This is a genomic window from Microbacterium terricola, assembly GCF_027943945.1.
GTDB classification, from domain to species: Bacteria; Actinomycetota; Actinomycetes; order Actinomycetales; family Microbacteriaceae; genus Microbacterium; species Microbacterium terricola.
In genome coordinates this window covers 2,317,819-2,336,223 of the sequence record NZ_AP027141.1, presented here as the reverse complement: position 1 = coordinate 2,336,223, position 18,405 = coordinate 2,317,819, and the positions used below count along the sequence as shown (strand labels likewise).

18 protein-coding genes and 1 tRNA gene are annotated in these 18,405 nt (G+C 69.5%); 13 read left to right on the top strand and 6 right to left on the bottom strand.

Going from position 1 to position 18,405, the window contains the following annotated elements:
* Nucleotides 1-55 precede the first annotated feature (55 nt).
* The 5 genes from Microterr_RS11050 to Microterr_RS11030 form a co-directional block, all read right to left on the bottom strand.
* Nucleotides 56-1,210: a glycoside hydrolase family 1 protein gene (locus tag Microterr_RS11050; RefSeq protein WP_263797886.1), complete on the bottom strand. Its 1,155-nt coding sequence runs from the start codon at nucleotides 1,208-1,210 to the stop codon at nucleotides 56-58.
* Between the two features lie 11 nt (nucleotides 1,211-1,221).
* On the bottom strand, nucleotides 1,222-2,109 hold the full coding sequence (locus Microterr_RS11045) for a carbohydrate ABC transporter permease (RefSeq protein WP_263797887.1): 888 nt from the start codon (nucleotides 2,107-2,109) through the stop codon (nucleotides 1,222-1,224).
* 2 nt (nucleotides 2,110-2,111) lie between these two features.
* A complete protein-coding gene (locus tag Microterr_RS11040; protein WP_263797888.1) occupies nucleotides 2,112-3,056 on the bottom strand; it encodes a carbohydrate ABC transporter permease in 945 nt (314 codons plus the stop codon).
* A gap of 10 nt (nucleotides 3,057-3,066) precedes the next feature.
* The gene (locus Microterr_RS11035) at nucleotides 3,067-4,362 is read right to left on the bottom strand and encodes a sugar ABC transporter substrate-binding protein (RefSeq protein WP_263797889.1); all 1,296 of its coding nucleotides are present in this window, start codon (nucleotides 4,360-4,362) and stop codon (nucleotides 3,067-3,069) included.
* A 146-nt stretch (nucleotides 4,363-4,508) separates the two neighbouring features.
* Nucleotides 4,509-6,032, bottom strand: a complete 1,524-nt coding sequence (locus tag Microterr_RS11030) for a PucR family transcriptional regulator (protein ID WP_263797890.1) — start codon at nucleotides 6,030-6,032, stop codon at nucleotides 4,509-4,511.
* Between the two features lie 94 nt (nucleotides 6,033-6,126).
* Here Microterr_RS11030 and gabT point away from each other — a divergent pair, with 94 nt between their 5' ends.
* From gabT to rplA, 12 genes are all read left to right on the top strand, one after another.
* Nucleotides 6,127-7,482 carry a 4-aminobutyrate--2-oxoglutarate transaminase gene (gene gabT, locus Microterr_RS11025; protein ID WP_263797891.1) on the top strand — a complete coding sequence of 452 codons (1,356 nt, stop codon included), beginning with the start codon at nucleotides 6,127-6,129 and terminating at the stop codon, nucleotides 7,480-7,482.
* Nucleotides 7,483-7,620: 138 nt separating this feature from the next.
* Nucleotides 7,621-8,979, top strand: a complete 1,359-nt coding sequence (locus tag Microterr_RS11020) for a flavin monoamine oxidase family protein (RefSeq protein WP_263797892.1) — start codon at nucleotides 7,621-7,623, stop codon at nucleotides 8,977-8,979.
* Nucleotides 8,976-9,866 (top strand): universal stress protein, encoded by an 891-nt coding sequence (locus Microterr_RS11015; RefSeq protein WP_263797893.1) that lies wholly within the window; start codon nucleotides 8,976-8,978, stop codon nucleotides 9,864-9,866. Before Microterr_RS11020 ends, Microterr_RS11015 begins: the two co-directional genes overlap by 4 nt.
* The gene (locus Microterr_RS11010) at nucleotides 9,863-11,410 is read left to right on the top strand and encodes an APC family permease (protein ID WP_263797894.1); all 1,548 of its coding nucleotides are present in this window, start codon (nucleotides 9,863-9,865) and stop codon (nucleotides 11,408-11,410) included. Before Microterr_RS11015 ends, Microterr_RS11010 begins: the two co-directional genes overlap by 4 nt.
* Nucleotides 11,411-11,419: 9 nt before the next feature.
* Nucleotides 11,420-12,886, top strand: a complete 1,467-nt coding sequence (locus tag Microterr_RS11005) for an NAD-dependent succinate-semialdehyde dehydrogenase (protein WP_263797895.1) — start codon at nucleotides 11,420-11,422, stop codon at nucleotides 12,884-12,886.
* Between the two features lie 22 nt (nucleotides 12,887-12,908).
* On the top strand, nucleotides 12,909-14,282 hold the full coding sequence (locus tag Microterr_RS11000; RefSeq protein WP_263797896.1) for an NAD-dependent succinate-semialdehyde dehydrogenase: 1,374 nt from the start codon (nucleotides 12,909-12,911) through the stop codon (nucleotides 14,280-14,282).
* 62 nt (nucleotides 14,283-14,344) lie between these two features.
* Nucleotides 14,345-14,782: a pyridoxamine 5'-phosphate oxidase family protein gene (locus tag Microterr_RS10995; RefSeq protein WP_263797897.1), complete on the top strand. Its 438-nt coding sequence runs from the start codon at nucleotides 14,345-14,347 to the stop codon at nucleotides 14,780-14,782.
* 169 nt (nucleotides 14,783-14,951) lie between these two features.
* Nucleotides 14,952-15,024 (top strand) — tRNA-Trp (locus Microterr_RS10990).
* Nucleotides 15,025-15,068: 44 nt separating this feature from the next.
* Nucleotides 15,069-15,332, top strand: a complete 264-nt coding sequence (gene secE, locus Microterr_RS10985; RefSeq protein ID WP_263798765.1) for a preprotein translocase subunit SecE — start codon at nucleotides 15,069-15,071, stop codon at nucleotides 15,330-15,332.
* A gap of 57 nt (nucleotides 15,333-15,389) precedes the next feature.
* The gene (nusG, locus tag Microterr_RS10980; protein ID WP_263797898.1) at nucleotides 15,390-16,421 is read left to right on the top strand and encodes a transcription termination/antitermination protein NusG; all 1,032 of its coding nucleotides are present in this window, start codon (nucleotides 15,390-15,392) and stop codon (nucleotides 16,419-16,421) included.
* A gap of 120 nt (nucleotides 16,422-16,541) precedes the next feature.
* Entirely contained in the window at nucleotides 16,542-16,973 is a 432-nt protein-coding gene (gene rplK, locus Microterr_RS10975) for a 50S ribosomal protein L11 (RefSeq protein WP_263797899.1), read from the top strand.
* Between the two features lie 14 nt (nucleotides 16,974-16,987).
* On the top strand, nucleotides 16,988-17,677 hold the full coding sequence (gene rplA, locus Microterr_RS10970; protein ID WP_263797900.1) for a 50S ribosomal protein L1: 690 nt from the start codon (nucleotides 16,988-16,990) through the stop codon (nucleotides 17,675-17,677).
* 60 nt (nucleotides 17,678-17,737) lie between these two features.
* Here rplA and Microterr_RS10965 read toward each other — a convergent pair whose 3' ends face one another.
* Nucleotides 17,738-18,013, bottom strand: a complete 276-nt coding sequence (locus tag Microterr_RS10965; RefSeq protein WP_263797901.1) for an acylphosphatase — start codon at nucleotides 18,011-18,013, stop codon at nucleotides 17,738-17,740.
* 46 nt (nucleotides 18,014-18,059) lie between these two features.
* On the opposite strand from Microterr_RS10965, the gene Microterr_RS10960 reads away from it, so the two are divergent.
* Entirely contained in the window at nucleotides 18,060-18,404 is a 345-nt protein-coding gene (locus Microterr_RS10960) for an iron chaperone (RefSeq protein ID WP_263797902.1), read from the top strand.
* The last annotated feature ends 1 nt before the right edge of the window (nucleotide 18,405 follow it).

Here is an 18,405-nt window from a genome sequence, read left to right as displayed (position 1 = left end):
CCGCAGGGCTGGGGCACCGACAGACTGCGACAGGCGAGCGGAAGACGGAGCCGGATCAGCCCAGGGCGTTCGCGCGGGCGACCGAGCCCAGCCACGCGAGGCTCGGCTTGGGTCGGCGCACGAAGGTGTCGCGGTCCCACCCGATCAGCCCGAAGGTCGGCCGGAAGCTGCCCCACTCGTAGTTGTCGAGCGCGCTCCAGTGCAGGTATCCGCGCACGTCGACACCGTCGCGCAGGCACGACTCGACCGCCGCGAGGGCTCCCTGCGTGTACGAGATCCGCCGGGTGTCGTCGTCGGTCGCGATGCCGTTCTCGGTGACGTACACCGGCACGCCCGCGCGCGCCCAGGCGTTGCGGATGCCGTAGCCGACCGCATCCGGGTAGTACTCCCAGCCGGTGAGCGTCCGCTCGGCGTCCTCCGGGATCGGCAGCGGGCCGCCCTCGCCGATGCGGGTGCGGGTGTAGGCCTGCACGCCCACCCAGTCGTCGCCGGCCGCAGCATCCAGGAACACGTCCTCGCGGGAGCGCCCGTACTCGGCGGCGACCTCGTCGGCGCCCGGCTCAGGCTGATACGCCTGCGTCGCCACCGACCAGCCGGCCCGCCCGCCCGCGCTCCGCACGATCTCGACCGCGCGGCGATGGGCGTCGATGAGGCGATCGGTCACGGCGGGAACCCCCGGCGGCAGCCCGATCGAGGGGAAGCCGACCTCGGGGTCGGCGAGCACCGACACCATGTTCGGCTCGTTGATCGTGCAGACCAGGTCTACGCCGTCGAGCACCGGCCGCGCCGCCTCGACGAAGCGCGCGAACCGCTCGGGGGCGTCGTCCTCGTGCCATCCGCCGCGCCGCGCGAACCAGATCGGGTTGGTGAAGTGATGCAGGGTGATGACCGGCTCGAGGCCGCTCTCGCGGGCGGTGCCGACCATGCGGCGGTAGTGCTCGATCGCCGCCCGTGACACCCATCCGTCCTCCGGCTCGATGCGCGCCCACTCGATGCTGAACCGGTACGCGCCGAGGCCCGCCGCGGCCAGCAGCCGCATGTCCTCGGGATAGCGGTGGTAGCTGTCGGCCGCGTCGCCCGAGGGCTCCTCGACGCCTGGACCCGGCAGGTGCCCCCACTCGCGCTGCCACCAGTCCGAGTTGACGTTGCCGCCCTCGATCTGGTGCGCCGCCGTGGATGCGCCCCACAGGAACCCGTCGGGGAAGGTCATGGATGGTCCTCTCATTTGATGCCCGTGAGGGCGATGCCCTGCACGAAGAAGCGCTGCAGCAGCACGAACACGATCAGCACCGGCACGATCACGACGACCGCGCCGGCCATCATCAGGCCGTACTCCGCGGCGTTCTGGCCGACCGAGTAGAGGGCGAGAGCCACGGGCAGGGTGTACTTGTCCTCCGTCGTGGCGACCACCAGCGGCCAGAGGAAGTTGTTCCAGCTGCCCAGGAACGTGAGGATCGTCAGCGTCGCGACGGCCGGCCCGCACAGCGGCATGATCACGCGCAGGAAGATGCGCCACTCGCTGGCGCCGTCGATGCGCGCCGCCTCGATGATGTCGTCGGGCAGGCTCAGCATGAACTGCCGCATCAGGAACACGCCGAGGGGCGTGATCAGGAACGGCAGGATGAGGCCGGGATACGTGTTGACCAGGCCGAGGTTCGCGGTCAGCACGAACAGCGGCACGAAGGTCACGACGCCCGGCACCATCAGGGTGACCAGCACGAGCCCGAACAGCAGCTTCTTGCCGGCGAAGTCGAGCTTGGCGAGGGCGTACCCGACCATCGACGAGAACACGATGTTGCCGAGCGTCACGGCCACCGCGACCACGACGCTGTTCGTGAAGTAGGTCGCGAAGTCGAGGCGGCCGAACAGCTCGGTGTAGTTGTCGAGCGTCGCGTCGCGCGGCAGGAACTCGGTCGGGTACTGGCGGATCTCGGTCGTCGTCTTGAACGAGCCGAGGATCATCCACACGAACGGCATGATCATCGCGATGACGCCGAGGGTGAGCACGACGTAGAGCCACCAGCGAGGTCGGGTGCCGCGACGACGGCGCTGTGCGGGAGGGACGATGACGGATGCTGTCGCGTCCGTCACGGGCTGGACGGCGGTCATGGTCAGTCCTTCCGTCCGAGGAACCGGAACTGGATCAGCGACAGCACGACGATCGCGAGGAAGAGCACGTAGCTCGCCGCCGACGCGAACGCGTAGTTGCCGAACCCGAACTGGTCGTAGGTGTACATCGCGGCCGACAGCGTGGCGTCGAGCGGGCCGCCCTGGGTCATCACGAACGGCTCCTCGAAGAACTGCAGGAAGCCGATGCCGGTGATCACCGCGGCGAAAAGGATCGTCGGGCGCAGTGCCGGCATCGTCACATGCCCGAACCGCTGGAACACGTTCGCCCCGTCGACCATCGCGGCCTCGTGCTGCTCGCGCGGCACCCCCTGGAGTCCGGCGAGGAAGATCACCATGAGCGTGCCGATGTTCCGCCACACCGCCATCAGGATGAGCGACGGGAGGGCCCAGGTCGTGGACTGCAGCCAGTTCGGACCGCTGATGCCGAACACCGCGAGGAAGGCGTTGAGGAGACCGTCTGGCTGCAGGATGAACCGCCACACGATGGCGATCGCGACGATGCTGGTCACGACAGGGGCGTAGTAGCCGACGCGGAACACGGTGCGGAACTTCGTGATGCCCTTGTCGAGGCCGAGCGCGATCAGCAGGGCGAGCGCCATCGTCAGCGGCACGCCGATGATCACGAACACGCCCGTGTTGACCAGGCTGTGCAGGAAGCGCGGGTCCTGGAACAGCGCGATGTAGTTGGCGAAGCCGACGACCTCGACGTTGAGGGGGCTGCGCAGGTCGCGGGTCGTCATGTCGGTGAAGCTCATGAAGAAGCTGGCGACGATGGGCCCGGCGAGGAACACCAGGAAGAGGATGACGAAGGGGGCGGCGAAGCCCCATGCCGCCAGGGTGGTGCGCTGCCGCCCCCTGGCGCGCCGCCGTTTGGGGGCGGGCGCCAGGGGCGCGGCAGTCGCGGCCGCAGCCGTTGCGGTGGTCATGTCACGCAGCTCAGCTGCCGGTGCCGATGGCTTCGGCCTGCTGCTGGATGCTGGCGAGCGCGTCGTCGACGCTCTTGTCGCCGCGGGTCACCTGCTCGATCTCCTGGTCGATGATCGCGGAGATCTGCGCCCAGGTCGGGATGGCCGGGGGCGCCTTGGCGTCGCTGAGCTGCTCACCGAACACGCTGGTGTACGGGTCGTCGGCGAATACCGGGTCCTCGAACGCGGACTCGACGCTCGGCAGATCGGTGGAGATCCCGTACCACTCGACCTGGGTCTCGGGCTGGCTCAGCCACCGCACGAACTTCCACGCGGTGTCGCGGTTGTCGGTGTCGCCGAAGACGGCGAGGTTGCCGCCGCCGGTGAAGCTGGTGCGGGTCTGGTCGCCCGGGACCATCGCCACGGCGAACTTGTCCTCGAAGTCCTTGCCGCCCTGGTCCTTGAGCAGGGAGACGTGGAACGGGCCGGAGTAGAACGCGCCGACGTCGCCGGCGATGAACTTCTGCTCGATCTCACCGGTCTCCAGGCGCACGTTCTCGCTCAGGCCCGAGGTGAAGAAGCTGTTGTAGTACTCGAAGGCCGTCTTCCACGCATCCGTGTCGAAGGCGAACGCACTGCCGTCCTCGGTGAGCACGTCGCCACCGGCCTGCCACACGAACGGCAGCAGGTAGAGCGAGGAGTCCGGGCCGCCCGGCGGCAGCGACAGGCCGGATGCGGCACCCTCGGCCCGCATCCCCTCGGCGAACGCGGTGAGGTCGTCCCAGGTCGCGGGGGCGTCGAGCCCCGCTGCCTCGGCCATGTCGGTGCGGTAATAGAGCACGCGGGTGTCGACGTACCACGGCACGCCGTACGACACCCCGTCGACCACGGTGGTGCCCTGCGACCCCTCGAAGAAGCTGGAGGTGTCGACGACGCCCTCCGGCGTGGGCTCGAAGGCCCCGGTCGGTGCGAACTCGCCGACCCAGGTGGTGCCGAGCATGGTCACGTCGGGGGTCTGGCCGCCGGCGATCGCCGTCGCGATGCGGTCGTGCGCGCCATCCCACGGCACGGCGGTGACGTTGATGGTCGCGTCGGGGTTCGCGTCCTCGAACTGCGCGGCGAGCTCGTCGAGGACTTCGCCCTCGTTGCCCATCGCCCAGACGTCGATCTCGCCGGTGGCGGGGCTGTCGTCGATGCCCGCGCCGGCTTCGGCGGAGGGGCTCGTGGGCTCGTCGGAGCGTCCGCAGCCGGCGAGCAGCAGCGCGCCGATTCCGAGCGCGGCGGTGCCGGCGAGCCAGCGGGTTCGTGTGGTGGTCGGGTGGTTCATCGGTCTGACGCCTCCATCGGTCGTCGGCCGCCGTCTTCGGCGACGCTGCCTCAGCTGTGCGGGGGCGTGATCAGCTCCCAGGTCCGACCGTAGCCTAAAAACCTGACACGCGAAAGGTATTAGCCGATGAGAAAGGCCTCATCCGCTCAGGCCACCTGGAGGGCGCCCCACAGCTCGGCGCGCACGGCGAACGACGACAGATCCACCCCGAGCAAGGACTCGGCCTGACTGAGCCGAGCCCGGACCGTGTGCCGGTGGACACCGAGCTCGTCGGCGGCCGCGTCGATCCGGGCGTCGTTGGCGAGCCACACGCGCAGGGTGTCGACCAATGCCGCACCGGCGGCGGCGTCGTGCGCGCGCAGGGGCGCAATCAGGGCGGCGGCGAGGCTGCGACCCGCGTCGGTGTCGAGCGCCGAGAGCACACCGGCGCCGCGCACCTCGCGGAACAGCGTGACCGGCGCCTCCGCCCGGCGCAGGGCCGTGGTCGCCTGCGCGTGCGCCGCCGCGAACGAGGAGTACGGCGCGGGGTCGGAGACGCCCACCGTCGCGCCGAAGGCCTCGGCGAACTCCGCGAACAGCTCGGTGCGCCCGGCCGGGGCGACGATCGCCAGACCCTCCTCGTCGCGGCCGTAGAAGAGGTCGCCGCGCGCTTCGGCGACACGCAGCTCGAGCCACTCCGCCGCGGCGTCCGTGCGGGTGTCGGTGACGGCCACGACGACCGGGGCCGCCGGCATCCCGCCCCACATGTCGCGTGCGACACGGCGGGCGAGCGTGGGGTCATCGGTGAGCAGCGACTGCACCAGCCCCCCGCGCATGAGGGCCCGCGCCCGCGACAGGCCTTCGTTCTGCTCCAGGGCGAGCCCGGTCATGGCGATGACCGCGTTGACGACGCCCCGCCCCTCCTGGTCGAGGTCGCCCGCCGCGATCGCGAGCACCCCGCGGAGATGGCCGCCGCGGCCGAGGGTCTGCAGCGTGAAGGTGCGAGCGCCGATGCGCAGCGTCGAGGCGGCGAGGGCGCCGCGTCGCAGCACGGCCGACACCTCGGCGTGCAGCTCGTCCGCGGTGCCCGCGTCGAGATCGCCGACCGGGTGCTCGCGGGTGAGGGATCCGGACGCGTCGAACAGCCCCGCCCAGGTGTCGAACTGCTTCGCGAGCTCGGCGAGGGTCGCGCCCAGCCCGTCCGGGCGCAGCGCGGCCAGCGAGATCGCCCGCTGCGCGGCCAGTGACCACGAGCGCCGCGCGTACGCCTGCGCGGCGATCGCCTCGGCGTTGGCGCGGGCCACGGCGATGAACGGCGTCAGGTACGGCACCTCGAACAGGGGGAGGCGCGCGGCCGCGCACGCCTGGGTCAGGAGGGGAGGGATGCCGTCGCGCACGACTTCCGTCCCGAAGCCGAGGCCGATGACGCCCCGCTGCACGAGCCGGTCGACGTAGCCGGCGGCGAACGCCGGACTCTCCTCGGCCTCCAGGAACTGCCGCCCGGTGGTCAGCAGCACGAGCCCCTCGGACAGGAACGGCGTCGGGTCGGCGAGGTCGGTGCTGTGCACCCAGCGCACCGGCTGGTCGAGCGCCGAGGGATCCAGCGCGCTCTCATCGCCGGCCAGGCGCAGCGAGAGCTCGGCCCGCCCCAGCAGCGAGCGCAGCGTCGGTGCGTCCGGAGCAGCATCCATCGCTCCTCCTCATATACGTCGCGAACAGCCGATCCCCAAGAATGTACACCGCGGCCAGTACAGCCCGCGCCGGGCGGACCGTACAGTCGGGCGCATGAGCATGACGTCTTCCCTCACCACACCCCTCGGCGGACCCTCGCTCCCGCAGGAGCGCCGCATGGTCACGAGCATCCCCGGGCCCCGCTCGCAGGAGCTGCTCGCCCGCAAGGCCGCCGCCGTCGCGGCGGGCGTCGGGCACACGGCTCCGATCGAGGCCGTCGCCGCGGGAGGCGGGGTCATCGTCGACGCCGATGGCAACTCGCTCATCGACCTCGGTTCGGGCATCGCCGTGACGAGCCTCGGCAACGCGCACCCGAAGGTCGTCGAGGCCATCGCCCAGCAGGCCGCCCAGTTCACGCACACCTGCTTCATGATCTCGCCGTACGAGTCGTACGTCGGCGTCGCCGAGGCCCTCAACCGGGTCACGCCCGGCGATCACGCGAAGAAGAGCGCCCTGTTCAACTCGGGAGCAGAGGCGGTCGAGAACGCCGTCAAGATCGCCCGCAAGTTCACCGGCAAGCCCGCCGTCGTCGCCTTCGACCACGGCTATCACGGCCGCACCAACCTCACCATGGCGCTGACGGCGAAGGCGATGCCCTACAAGAGCGGCTTCGGCCCGTTCGCGGGGGAGATCTACCGCGCGCCGCTGTCGTACCCCTTCCGCGACGGGCTCAGCGGTGCGGATGCGGCGAAGAAGGCCATCTCGCTGATCGAGAAGCAGGTGGGCGCCGACAACCTCGCCGCCGTCATCATCGAGCCGATCCAGGGTGAGGGCGGGTTCATCGTCCCGGCCGACGGCTTCCTGCCCGCGCTGGTCGACTGGTGCCGCGCGAACAACGTCGTCTTCATCGCCGACGAGATCCAGACCGGCTTCGCCCGCACCGGCGCGATGTTCGCGAGCGAGCTGTTCGGCATCGTCCCCGACCTCATCACCACCGCGAAGGGCATCGCCGGCGGCATGCCGCTCGCCGCTGTCACCGGCCGCGCCGAGATCATGGACGCCTCTCACGCGGGCGGCCTCGGCGGCACCTACGGCGGTAACCCCGTCGCCTGCGCCGCCGCACTGGCAGCGATCGACGCCTTCGAGAACGACGGGCTGATCGAGCGCGCCGGCGAGATCGAGACGATCCTGAAGGACCGCCTCGGCGCGCTGCAGCAGTCCGACCCGCGCATCGGCGACATCCGTGGCCACGGCGCCATGATCGCCGCCGAGTTCGTCGACCCCGAGACCGGTGAGCCCGACGCCGCCCTGACCGGCGCCGTCGCGAAGGCCTGCATCGCCGAGGGCGTCATCGTGCTCACGTGCGGCACCTACGGCAACGTGATCCGCTTCCTGCCGCCGCTGTCGATCCCCGACCACCTGCTCCACGAGGGCCTGGACGTGATCGCCGCCGCGCTCGCCGCACGCTGACAGCATCCGTCCTCGCTCCGGCCTTTCCTCCTCCGAGATCACGTGATCTCGATGAGAGCACGGGCTGCGGACGACCATGACGGGTGAGCTCGCCGAGATCACGTGATCTCGGCACCAGAAGGAACAAAGGAGTTGCAGATGAGTGAGATCACCAGAGACGTCGTGATCATCGGTGCGGGCGCCGCGGGGACCACCGCGGCGAACGAGCTGCGCAAGGCCGGACTGTCGGTCGCGGTGCTCGAGGCGCGCGACCGTGTCGGCGGACGCCTGTGGACCGACGTCATCGACGGCGCGATGCTCGAGATCGGCGGCCAGTGGGTCTCGCCCGACCAGGACGCGCTCATCGACACCGTCGCCGAGCTCGGGCTGGAGACGTACAGCCGGTACCGCGAGGGCGACAGCGTCTACGTCGGCCCGGACGGCACGGCCAGCCGCTTCACCGGCGAGATGTTCCCGGTGTCCGCCGAGACCGAGCGCGTGATCGCCGAGATCACCGAGCGGCTCGACGCGATGGTGGCCGAGATCGACCCCGACCGCCCGTGGGCTCACGAGAACGCGGCCGAGTGGGACAGCATCTCCTGGGACGCCTGGCTGCGCTCGCAGACCGACGACGACGAGGCCGTGCGCAACCTGGCGTTCGCCACCGGCTCGGCGATGCTGACCAAGCCCACGCACTCCTTCTCGCTCCTCCAGTCGCTGCTCATGGCGGCCTCCGCGGGCTCGTACTCGCACCTCGTCGACGCCGACTTCATCCTCGACAAGCGGGTCGTCGGCGGCCTCCAGCAGGTGCCGCTGCTGCTCGCCGAGCGCCTCGGCGACGACGTCTTCCTCAACCAGCCGGTGCGGACCCTGGAGTGGTCCACCACCGGTGTCACCGCGACGGCGGAGGGGATCACGGTGCGCGCCCGCCACGCGATCCTCGCCCTGGCGCCCGTGCTCTACAACCGCATCTCGTTCGTGCCCGCGCTGCCGCGGCTGCAGCACCAGATGCACCAGCACATCTCGATGGGCTTCGTGATCAAGGTGCACGCGGTCTACGACCGCCCGTTCTGGCGCGAGCAGGGGCTCTCGGGCACCGCCTTCAGCCCCTACGAGCTGTCGCACGAGGCGTACGACAACACCAACCACGGCGACGAGCGGGGCACCCTCGTCGGCTTCGTGTCCGACCGCACCGCGGACGACCTGTTCCGCCTCTCGGCCGAGGAGCGCAAGGAGCGCATCCTCGAGTCGCTGTCGCACTACTACGGGCCCGAGGCCAAGAACCCGGTCGTCTACTACGAGAGCGACTGGGGCAGCGAGGAGTGGACCCGCGGCGCATACGCGGCGAGCTTCGACCTCGGCGGCCTGCACCGTTACGGTGCCGACCTGCGCACACCGGTCGGGCCGATCCACTTCGCGTGCAGCGACCTCGCCGGGGCCGGCTACCAGCACGTCGACGGCGCGATCCGCATGGGGCGGTTCGCGGCGCAGAACATCATCGAGGAGACCCGGGCATGACCATCCGCATCGTCGTGGGGTACTCCGCGACCAAGGCCGGCCGTGACGCCGTCGCCTTCGCCTCACGGCTCGCGGCCGCATCCGGCGCCGACCTCGACGTCGCGATCATCCTGCCGTCGGACGGCCGCAGCGTCATCACGCCGCCCGACGCCGGGTACGACCGCTACCTGCGCGATCAGGCTGCGCAGTGGCTGGGCGATGCCGTCGCCAAGATCCCGGATGCTGTGCCGCACCGCGAGCACGTCCGCTTCGCCGACTCGTTCGCCGAGGGCCTGATCGACCTGGCCGACGAGCTGGCCGCCGCGTCGATCGTGGTCGGCGCCGCCGATGGGGGCTCACGCAACCGCCACCGTCTCGGCTCGACCACCACCGAGCTGCTGCACTCGTCCGACGTGCCGGTGGTGCTCGTGCCGCGCGGCGCCCGCAAGGTCGCCGTCGACACCGGCATCACCCGCGTCACGGCCGCCATCGGCACCCGCCCGGGCGCCGAGGCCGTGCTCGACCAGGCCTCTGCGTTCGCGATCGCCGCCGGTGTTCCGCTGCGGCTGCTGTCGCTGGTGACGGTCGACCTGCCGGCGTCGGTCGACACCGGAGTCATCCGCATCGCCGGGGCAGCCCACGCCGACGAGGTGCTCGCCGCGGCCGAGGCTGCGCTGCCCGACGCGCTCGACACCGAGATCCTCACCGCACGCGGGGAGAGCATCGAGGAGGCCGTCACCCACCTCGACTGGCAGCCGGGTGAGATCCTCCTCGTCGGCTCGAGCCGCCTCGCCCAGCCGCGCCGCCTGTTCCTCGGCTCCACCGCAGCGAAGATGCTGCACGAAGTCCCCGTCCCGGTCGTGGTCGTCCCGCGCACCCGCACCAGCAAGGAAGGATCGGGCGCATGAGCGACTCGTCCACCCCCGCCGTCGCCGCACCGGTCGACGGCGGCATCTCCAAGAAGGGCCTGAGCGCCGGCACCGTCGGCATGGTCGGCGCCGTCGTGATCGGCATCTCGACGATCGCCCCCGCCTACACGCTGACGGCGTCGCTCGGACCCACGGTCTCCGCCGTGGGCGTCCAGGTGCCCGCGATCATCCTGGTCGGATTCATCCCGATGCTCCTGGTCGCCTTCGGCTACCGCGAACTCAACCGTGCGATGCCCGACTCCGGCACCTCGTTCACGTGGGGCGTGCGCGCGTTCGGCCCGTGGATCGGCTGGATGACCGGGTGGGGGCTCATCGCCGCGACCGTGATCGTCCTGTCGAACCTCGCCGGCATCGCCGTCGAGTTCCTCTTCCTCCTGATCGCGCAAGTGAGCGGTCAGCCCGAGATCGCCGACCTCGCGTTCAACCCGTTCATCAACGTGACGGTCTGCCTGCTGTTCATGCTCGGCGCGACCCTCGTGTCGTACCGCGACATGCAGACGACCCAGAAGTTCCAGTACGTGCTGGTGACCTTCCAGGTCGTCGTGCTCGTGCTCTTCGCGGTCGTCGCGATCGTGAAGGCCGTCAACGGCACCGCGTTCGATCCGCTGCCGTTCGACTGGGCATGGTTCAACCCGTTCGAGGTCGACTCCTTCAGCGCGTTCGCCGCCGGCCTGTCGCTCTCGATCTTCATCTTCTGGGGCTGGGACGTAGTCCTCACCATGAACGAGGAGACCAAGGACCCCGACCGCACGCCGGGGCGCGCCGCCATGGCGACCGTCGTGATCATCGTCTCGCTCTACCTGCTGATCTCGATCGGCCTGATGATGTTCGCCGGCGTCGGGACGGGGGAGTTCGGCCTCGGCAACGAGGACATCACGGCCAACGTCTTCTTCGCGCTGTCCGACCCGATTCTCGGGCCGCTCGCTTTCCTGGTGTCGCTCGCGGTGCTCTCCAGCTCCGCCGCATCGCTGCAGTCCACGGCCGTCGGCCCCGCGCGCACGCTCCTGGCGATGGGCCACTACGGCGCGCTGCCGGAGAAGTTCGCGAAGGTCAGCCCGCGGTTCTTCACGCCGGGCTTCGCCACGATCGTCTCGGCCGTCGTCGCCTCGGTGTTCTACGCCGTGATGCGCCTCCTCAGCGAGAACGTCCTGACCGACACCATCCTGTCGCTCGGCATGATGATCTGCTTCTACTACGGGCTCACCGCGTTCGCGTGCGTCTGGTACTTCCGTCGGCAGTGGTTCGACTCGGCGCGGTCGTTCTTCTTCACGTTCCTGTTCCCGCTGGTCGGCGGCGTGATCCTGGCCGTGCTGTTCGTGACGACCCTGATCGACTCGATGGACCCCGCCTACGGCAGCGGCTCGAGCATCGGCGGCCTCGGGCTCGTCTTCGTGCTCGGTGTGCTGGTCATCGTGGTCGGCATCGTGATCATGATCTGGCAGGCGATCAAGCGCCCCGCGTTCTTCCGCGGTGAGACACTGGCAATGGATGCTCCGGCGAGCCTTCGCCGCGGGCGGCGATGAGGGATGTCGATGACGAACGAGACTGAGAAGACCCTGCTGGACGCTGTCCCGACGCAGCTGTTCATCGGCGGCGAATGGACGGATGCTGCGGAGGGCCGCACCTTCGATGTGCGCGATCCCGCGACCGGCGCCGTCATCCACACCATCGCGGACGCCTCGCCCGCCGACGGCATCAAGGCCCTGGATGCCGCAGTTGCGGCTCAGGAGTCGTGGGCCGCGACGCCGCCCCGCACCCGGAGCGACATCCTGCGCCGCGCGTTCGACCTCGTGCAGGAGCACAAGGAGGACCTGGCCCTCCTGATGACCCTCGAGATGGGCAAGCCGCTCGCGGAGGCGCGCGGCGAGGTCGGATACGGCGGCGAGTTCCTGCGCTGGTTCAGCGAGGAGGCGGTGCGCATCACCGGCCGCTACGGGCTCAACCCCGAGGGCACCGGGCGGATGGTCGTCTCGCAGCGGCCCGTCGGTCCGTCGTTCTTCATCACGCCGTGGAACTTCCCGCTCGCGATGGCGACCCGCAAGATCGCCCCGGCGCTCGCCGCCGGCTGCACGGTGGTCATCAAGCCGCCGGAGCTCACGCCGCTGACCACGCTGTACTTCGTGAAGCTGCTCGTCGAGGCTGGTCTGCCCGCCGGGGTCGTCAACGTCTTCACGACGACGAGCTCGAGCGCCGTCTCCGGCCCGATCATCGCCGACCCGCGCCTGCGCAAGCTCTCGTTCACGGGATCGACCGAGGTCGGGCGCAAGCTCATCGCCCAGGCGGCCGAAGGCGTGCTGCGCGTGTCGATGGAACTGGGCGGCAACGCGCCGTTCGTGGTCTTCGACGACGCCGACATCGACAAGGCGGTCGACGGCGCGATGCTCGCGAAGTTCCGCAACATCGGCCAGGCGTGCACGGCGGCGAACCGCTTCATCGTGCACGAGAAGGTCGCCGACGACTTCGCGTCCCGCGTCGCCGAGCGGGTCGCCTCCATGAAGGTCGGCCGCGGCACCGAGGACGGCGTGCAGATCGGTCCGCTCATCGACGACAAGGCGGTCGCGAAGGCCGTCGACCTCGTCGACGACGCGGTCTCCCGGGGCGCCACGGTGCTCGCCGGCGGCAAGGCGATCGAGGGGGAGGGCACGTTCTTCGAGCCCACCGTGATCACCGAGGTCGCCGCAGGCAGCGACATCCTGCGCGAGGAGATCTTCGGACCCGTCCTGGCGATCGCGACCTTCTCGGACGAGGACGAAGCCGTGCGACTCGCGAACGACACCGAGTACGGCCTCGTGTCGTACGTGTTCACCCAGGACCTCGCCCGCGGTCATCGCATGATCGACCGTCTGGAGACCGGCATGATGGGCCTGAACGTGGGCGTCGTCTCGAACGCCGCCGCCCCCTTCGGCGGTGTCAAGCAGTCCGGCGTCGGCCGTGAGGGCGGCCTCGAAGGCATCCACGAATACCTGTCCACCAAGTACACGCTGATCCCCGCCGACTGAGCGGGAGGAACGGAAGAGACCCATGAGCGACTACGCCGTCATCAACCCCGCCACGGGGGAGCGACTCGCGGAGTACCCGACGTTCACCGACGCGCAGGTGGAGGACGCGGTCGCCTCCGCGAAGAGCGCCTTCGACGACTGGTCGCGTTCGAGCACCGTCGCCGAGCGCGCCGCCCTCATCCGCCGCGTCGCCGAGCTGCACCGCGAGCGGCGCGACGAGCTCGCCGCGATCATCGTGCGGGAGATGGGCAAGCCCCTCTCCGCCGCACTCGGCGAGGTCGACTTCGCCGCCGACATCACGGAGTACTACGCAGACAAGGCCGACAAGATCATGAGCGACACCACGCTCGAGATCGACGGCGACGGCAGCGCGGTGATCCGTCGCAGCGCGCTGGGCCCGCTCCTCGGCATCATGCCCTGGAACTTCCCGTACTACCAGGTCGCGCGGTTCGCGGCGCCGAACATCGTGATCGGCAACACCATCCTCCTCAAGCACGCCCAGCAGTGCCCCGAGTCGGCCGCCGCGATGGACGCGATCTACCGCGACGCCGGCTTCCCCGACGGCGTCTACGTCAATGTCTACGTCACCAACGAGCAGGCCGCCGACATCATCGCCGACCCGCGGGTGCAGGGCGTGTCGGTGACGGGCTCCGAGCGTGCCGGCGCCGCTGTCGCCGAGGTCGCCGGGCGCAACCTCAAGAAGGTCGCGCTCGAGCTGGGCGGCTCAGACCCGTTCATCCTGCTGTCGACCGACGACCTCGACGGCGCCGTGCAGGCGGCGGTCGACGCACGTCTGGACAACACCGGGCAGTCGTGCAACGCGGCCAAGCGGTTCATCGTCCACGAGGACCTCTACGACGGCTTCCTGGAGAAGTTCACCGCCGCGATGAGCGGTGCGAAGGTGGGCGACCCGTTCGACGACGACACCGTGCTCGGCCCGCTCTCGTCGCTCGTGGCGGCGGAGCGTCTCGCCGAGCAGGTCGACAAGGCCGTCGCGCAGGGCGCGACCCTCGTCACGGGCGGCACCCGCGACGGCGCGTTCTACGAGGGCACGGTCCTCACCGGCGTGACGAGCGACATGGATGCGTACCGCGAGGAGTTCTTCGGCCCCGTCGGCGTCGTCTACAAAGTCACGGACGAGGACGAGGCGGTCGCGGTCGCGAACGACACCCCGTTCGGGCTCGGCTCGTACGTCTTCACCACGGATGCGGAGCAGGCTGACCGCGTCGCCCAGAAGATCGACGCCGGCATGGTCTACGTCAACCTCGTGCTCGCCGACGAGCCCGCGCTGCCTTTCGGCGGCGTCAAGCGCAGCGGCACCTCGCGCGAGATGGGCCTGCTGGCGGCCGACGAGTTCGTCAACAAGAAGCTCATCCGGATCGCGCCGCAGGCCTGAGCCGATTCCCACTGAGCGGTGCGCGGCCTGCGCGCACCGCTCAGTGGGAGGACAATCGGGGCATGGACGAGTCAGCGCACCACGTGACCGTGCTCACCGACGACGAGTGCCGCGAGCGCCTGCGAGGGCAGGAACTCGGACGCCTGGTCACCCATGTCGGTGACGTGCTCGACATCTTCCCGGTCAACTACACGATGGACGGCGACAGCATCCTGTTCCGCACGGCCGAGGGCAGCAAGCTGTTCGAGCTGAGCATCAACGACGAGGTGCTCTTCGAGGTCGACGATCACTCCGAAACCGAAGCGTGGAGCGTGGTGGTGCGCGGGAGCGCCCACCGCCTCGACACGACGGAAGAGGTCGAGCGTGCCGACGGCCTGCTGCTGCGACCGTGGATCCCCACGCTGAAGTACAACTACGTGCGGATCGCCCCGTCGTCGCTGTCCGGGCGCGCGTTCGAACGCGCTCCCGAACCCGACCGGTACGGCATCCAGCAGTACTGACCGGGGCGCGCCCGACGGCCGCCGGGATTCGCGGGTCGTCGGGGCATGCCGTACACTGGGATGTGCAGTTGAAGTCTGCATTCTTTTGCCATGCCCGCTGTGCCGGGCAGGATCCCCTCCACAAGATCACGGCGGAAGAGTGCGGGCAACCAGGGGCCCCAGGGTCTCTAGGGCGGTAGCTCAATTGGCAGAGCAGCGGTCTCCAAAACCGCAGGTTGCAGGTTCGATTCCTGTCCGCCCTGCGCATCAGCGCAGGCTGATTCACGAAAACTAGTCAGGTGGGTTGATGGTCCAGGACGAGCCGAAGGGCGAGGTTGTCGCCACGAGCGCGGCACCCCGCGAGAAGAAGCTGAACTTCTTCGCGCGCATCGCTCTGTTCATCCGTCAGGTCTTCGCCGAGCTTCGCAAGGTCGTCACCCCGACCCGTCAGGAGCTGGGCAAGTTCACCGCGGTGGTCCTCGGATTCGTCGTGGTCATGATGGCGATCGTGTACGGCCTCGACCTGCTGTTCGTGTGGGTCACATCGGTCGTCTTCGGCGTCCCAGCCTGACCATCCTGACCGGGCGGGTCGCAGCATCCGCCCTGTGTCGAAACGGAAGAGAACCAAGTGTCTGAAAGATATGTCGACGACGCCGACTGGGCGACCGCCGCAGAGCAGTCCAGCGAGGACGACGAAGCGCAGGAAGGCAACGTGCTGGCCGAGGAGCTCAACGCGAGCGTTCCCGCCGAGCACGCCGCACTGCACATCGAGGACGAGGACGACGACCTCGACGACACTGACGACGAAGACATCGACATCGACGACCCGGAGGCCGACGCCATCGTGAACGACGCACTCGACATCGACGAGACCGCAGAGGTCGAGGCCGCCGCCGAGGTGCTCAACGACTCGATCGCCGAGGAGGCTGCCGAGCGCAGCGCCGAGGCGGCCGAAGAGGTGACCCCGTACGACGGTCCCGACGTGAACGGCGACGAGGACGAGCTGCCCGCCGACGAGGACGAGGACGAGGATGCGGAGGAGGACCCGTACGAGGCCTTCCGCGCCGAGCTCCGCTCGCTCGAGGGCAAGTGGTACGTCATCCACTCGTACGCCGGCTTCGAGCGCAAGGTCAAGGCCAACATCGAGCAGCGCAAGTCGACGCTCGAGGTCGAAGAGGAGATCTACCAGGTCGAGGTCCCGATGGAGGACGTCGTCGAGATCAAGAACGGCCAGCGCAAGATGGTCACCCGCGTGCGCATCCCGGGCTACGTGCTCGTGCGCATGGAGCTGACCGAAGACACCTGGTCGGTCGTCCGCCACACGCCCGGCGTCACCGGCTTCGTCGGCAACGCCCACAACCCGACGCCGCTGCGCTTCGAAGAGGCCTTCAACATGCTGAAGTCGCTCGTCGAGGTCAAGGAGGTCGCTCCGGCCAAGGGCGGCGCAGGCAAGGGCGGCCAGGCCGTGGCGCGCAGCGTCATCACCGAGGTCGACTTCGAGATCGGCGAGACCATCACGATCAAGGAGGGCTCGTTCGCGGGCCTGCCCGGTTCGATCAGCGAGATCAAGCCCGAGAGCGGCAAGCTCACCGTGCTCGTCTCGCTCTTCGAGCGCGAGACCCCGGTCGAGCTCTCGTTCGACCAGGTCACCAAGCAGTAACAGCAGACTTCCCTTCGGTGAAGAGCCGAAGGGGGAACCGCTGTCCGGAAGTGCCGGACGTGCGGGAGAGAGCATCAGCGCCCTTCACGGGGCCGGATGCCTCGAGGAAAGGAAGAGGAAATGGCACCGAAGAAGAAGGTGACCGGCCTGATCAAGCTTCAGATCAACGCCGGTGCAGCCAACCCGGCGCCGCCGATCGGGCCCGCGCTCGGTCAGCATGGCGTCAACATCATGGAGTTCTGCAAGGCGTACAACGCCGCGACCGAGTCGCAGCGCGGCAACGTCATCCCCGTGGAGATCACCGTCTACGAGGACCGCAGCTTCACGTTCATTCTGAAGACCCCGCCGGCAGCCGAGCTCATCAAGAAGGCCGCTGGCGTCGCGAAGGGTTCGCCGACCCCGCACACGACCAAGGTGGCAAAGCTCACCAAGGAGCAGGTGCGTCAGATCGCAGAGACGAAGCAGCCCGACCTGAACGCGAATGACATCGAGGCCGCCTCGAAGATCATCGCGGGCACCGCCCGTTCCATGGGCATCACGGTCGAGGACTGAGGGGGATAGGAAACATGGCTACCAAGTCCAAGGCCTACCAGGCCGCTGCAGCGAAGATCGCTGCCGACAAGTTCTACACGCCCACCGAGGCCGTCGCCCTGGCGAAGGAGACCGGTTCGGCGAAGTTCGACTCGACCGTCGAGGTCGCGCTCAAGCTCGCTGTCGACCCCCGCAAGGCGGACCAGATGGTGCGCGGCACCGTCATCCTGCCCCACGGCACCGGCAAGACCGCCCGCGTCATCGTGTTCGCCACCGGCCCGGCCGCTGAGGCTGCCATCGCCGCCGGTGCGGACGAGGTCGGCGGCGCCGAGCTCATCGAGAAGGTCGCCGCAGGCTGGACCGCGTTCGACGCGGCCGTCTCGACGCCCGAGCTCATGGGCCAGGTCGGTCGTCTCGGCAAGGTGCTCGGCCCCCGCGGCCTGATGCCGAACCCGAAGACCGGCACCGTGACCCCCAACGCGGCGAAGGCCGTCGAGGAGATCAAGGGCGGCAAGATCGAGTTCCGCGTCGACAAGCACGCCAACGTGCACTTCGTCGTCGGCAAGGCCTCGTTCTCGGCCGAGCAGCTCGACGAGAACCTGAAGGCTGCGCTCGAGGAGATCGTCCGCCTCAAGCCGTCGAGCTCGAAGGGCCGCTACATCCAGAAGGGCGCCGTGTCGACCACGTTCGGCCCCGGCATCCCGCTGGACGTCAACGCCATCTGATCTCAGATCGTTCACGCGAAGGGCTCCGCCGTCAGGCGGGGCCCTTCGTCGTTCCCGGGCCTAGCCGTCGCGGCGGACCTCGAAGCCTGTGGAGCCGGCGGCGGCGATGTCGGTGACCTGCGCGCCGGAGACCCGCGAGCCGGGAGGGCCCTCGGCCATCCACGCGAGGACGGCGTCGACAGCATCCGCCGCACCTTCGATCTCCGCCTCGACCGTGCCGTCGCGCAGGTTGCGGGTCCAGCCGGACACGCCGCTGTCGGCGGCGACCATGCGCAGCGTGTACCGGTAGCCCACCCCCTGGACCTCGCCGGAGACGAGGACGTGCACGCGTCGCATGGCTCCATCTTGCCGCGCGGGTGCTGCACACGACAGGATGAGCGGCATGGGCACGATCGACGACTACCTGGCCGACCTGGATCCGGACGACCGGGAGGCGGTGGAGCGGGTCTACGACATCGCCCGCGAGGTCGTCCCCGAGGCCGAGCAGGGCAAGGGATACGGGATGCCGGCACTCGTGCACCACGGCAAGTCGCTCATCTCGGTCATGCGCGCCAAGAACCACATCGGCGTGTACCCGTTCAGCCCCGCGGCGATCGAGGCCGCCGCCGACATGCTCGTGGGAGTCGACCGCGACAAGGGCACGGTGCGGTTCCAGCCGGAGACGCCGCTGCGCGAGGATGCGATCCGCCGGATGGTCGCGTTCCGCCGCGACCAGATCGACGGGTAGC